Source organism: Methanospirillum sp. (genome assembly GCF_035560735.1).
In the GTDB taxonomy this organism is placed as follows: domain Archaea; phylum Halobacteriota; class Methanomicrobia; order Methanomicrobiales; family Methanospirillaceae; genus Methanospirillum.
In genome coordinates, this window is sequence record NZ_DATMYY010000275.1 from 1 (window position 1) to 2,845 (window position 2,845).

The following is a 2,845-nucleotide window of genomic DNA, read 5'->3' on the forward strand; positions in this document are numbered from 1 at the left end:
CTTAAAAATTCTCTAAGCACCGATAAAGAGAGCAGAGATTTACACTACTCAAATAAACTACTCAAAAAATTCTCATTAGCCAGAAAAGCAGGTGTTGAAGAGTACAATTTTGAAAAACATGGATCTCTTGTAGATGCAGATGTTCCTGTCGGATATGAACTAATCAGAGAATATTGGGCAGATCCAGGACGAGCACTAGTATATATTTCTCTCAACACTAATTCACGGATGAAGGAGTATCTCCTTTATGAACCTGCCCTTTCTCCGTTCGAGTATGAACTGCTTGAGCGGCTTCATGAAGATCTCCGTGATGTCCTTATTCTTACCGACGAAGAGACCGGGATGGATCGAAGGTTTCTCCTCCTCTCCAAGGTCATGGAACTCCTCAAATATTATGGAGTCTCTATCGATCAAAAGTCGCTTTTTAAACTAGAATATTTCCTGGTCAGAAACTACATTGGCTGGGGTCGAATCAACGCATTGATGTTAGATCCCTGGATCGAGGATATTTCCTGTGACGGAGATAACATCCCAATCTTTCTCTTCCACCGCAAAGAACAAAATATCAAGACCAATATCCAGTTTGAGACTGAGGCATTGATCTCTCTTGCAATCACTCTGGCCCAGCGGTCTGGAAAACACATATCATCGGCAATGCCTCTCATTGACGCAACACTCCCTGAAGGATCACGTCTGCAACTTACATTCGGAACTGAAGTCACTTCACGCGGGACATCTTTTACTATAAGGAAATTCCGTGAACAGCCATTCACGCCAATCGATCTGATGGAACTCAAGACATTTAATGCCGATATGCTTGCCTACTTCTGGATGGCTATCGAGAATAACATGAGTCTTGTTTTCATCGGAGGGACGGCTTCGGGGAAAACAACATCACTCAACGCAGTTTCTCTCTTCATTCCACCCCTTGCAAAAGTCATCTCAATTGAAGATACCCGCGAACTCACACTCTTTCATGAAAACTGGATCGCAAGTATCACCCGTGATTCAGTTGCCGAGGGAGGGACATCGGTTGACATGTTTATGCTACTCAAAGCCGCAATGCGTCAGCGACCTGAGTATATCCTTGTTGGTGAGGTTCGTGGGCATGAAGCACAGACACTCTTTCAGGCAATGAACACCGGACATACTACATTTTCAACTATGCATGCAGGAAGCGTTGATGCTGCAATTCACCGACTTGAGAACGAACCACTAAATGTGCCAAGAAACATGCTTCAGGCACTCAATATCCTGAGCATTCAGAAACAAATACAGATAGGGCCTGACAGGGTAAGAAGAAGTGAAGAGATCGTTGAGATAGCAGGAATTGATCCGGCAACCGGCAATATCATGGTCAATACTGTATTTGAGTACGATCCACTAATGGATTCATTCCGATATACAGGACGATCACAGGTCCTCGGCGATATCTCTACACTTCATGGGTGGAGCAGGGAAGCCCTTACTGATGAAATGGAACGTCGCAAATTAATCCTGAATGCAATTAAGGATCAGGATCTTCGCGATTACATCAGGTTTACCAAGATCATCCAGGCATATTACATCGATTCACAACGGGTGCTGGATAACATCAAGGATCTGGACAGGATCGCCTCATGAGAACAGATCTTATTGTCAGACGATGGATCGCACGAAATCCTGATCGGTTCATTCCGGTCAGAAAAGATCTAAATTCTATTAGAGCCGGAGTCACAGTTGAGCAATATATACGCCAGGCCCTGTTCATCGGGCTGATGACCGGCCTTATTGCAGGTCTAATTGGTTTTTTTCTGGCCTCCCTCCTTTTTATCTCAAACTTCGGGCTGAAACCTGAATTATACAATGTTCTGAATCTGGACATCAATACTAGTAATCCTAACATTCCGATCATGCTGGCTGTCCAGCTTATTATTGCAGTGGCAGTCTTTTTTATCGGCGGAGTGATCGGGTACAAAGCCGTTCTCGCTTATCCATCACTTGAAAAGATGACAAGGACGACCAAGATCAATATCGGTCTTCATAATGCTGTTGCTTACATGTATGCAATGCGGCGAGGAGGGGCCGAACTTCTTGAAATCCTTAAATCATTATCAGAAATGGCTGCAGTTTACGGAGAGGTGTCATACGAATTCAGGCAGGTTGTTCGTGATGCAGAATTCTTCGGATACGATGTCGTAAGTGCATTACGACATTTAAGTGAGACAACTCCGTCTCAAAAGATGCGTGATTTCCTTCAGGATATGCTTTCAACTGTGGAGAGTGGAGGAGATCTCTCCCAGTTTCTGCAGGACCGCGTTCATATACTTCAGGAGGAAGCCAAGTTTGAGCAGAAAGAGTTTCTTCAGTTTCTCGGTCTGGTTGGTGAGATATATGTTACCGTGTTTATCGCCGGTCCACTCTTTCTCATCACCATAATGGTCGTGATGGGTATGATGGGCTCTTCATCGGTCTTTGAACTCTCGCTCATCGGTTACGTCGTACTTCCGATAGGATCCCTGATCTTTATCCTGATGATTGATACAATCTCGATCAAGGATGAAAATGCCGTGAAATATGTCAAGGCAAAGTGGCTGAACCAATATACTGATGTCAGGGTCAGACAAATGACAGGCGAAGAGCGACTCTTTGCAACGATTGCCAGGTTTGACCAGTTCAGATTTATTAAAAAATGGCTGGCTCATCCTCTTAAAGGATTTATTGAAAAACCTGAGTACTCATTTATTTTTACCGTCCCATTGGCACTATTATTCCTGATATGGGTTTTCATACATGTTCCGGCCGGAACACTCGATGATATGATTATGGCTGTGGATGATATGTGCATGGTTGCCCTGCTCATTAT

General features: G+C 44.0%; 2 protein-coding genes. Both read left to right on the forward strand.

The genetic code is table 11. The features are described from left to right. On the forward strand, positions 1 to 1,623 hold a 1,623-nt coding region (locus tag VN429_RS07825; RefSeq protein ID WP_325631782.1), incomplete at its 5' end, for a type II/IV secretion system ATPase subunit. Then, positions 1,620 to 2,845 (forward strand): type II secretion system F family protein (locus VN429_RS07830; protein WP_325631784.1); only part of this gene is annotated, 1,226 nt, incomplete at its 3' end. The genes VN429_RS07825 and VN429_RS07830, both read left to right, overlap by 4 nt.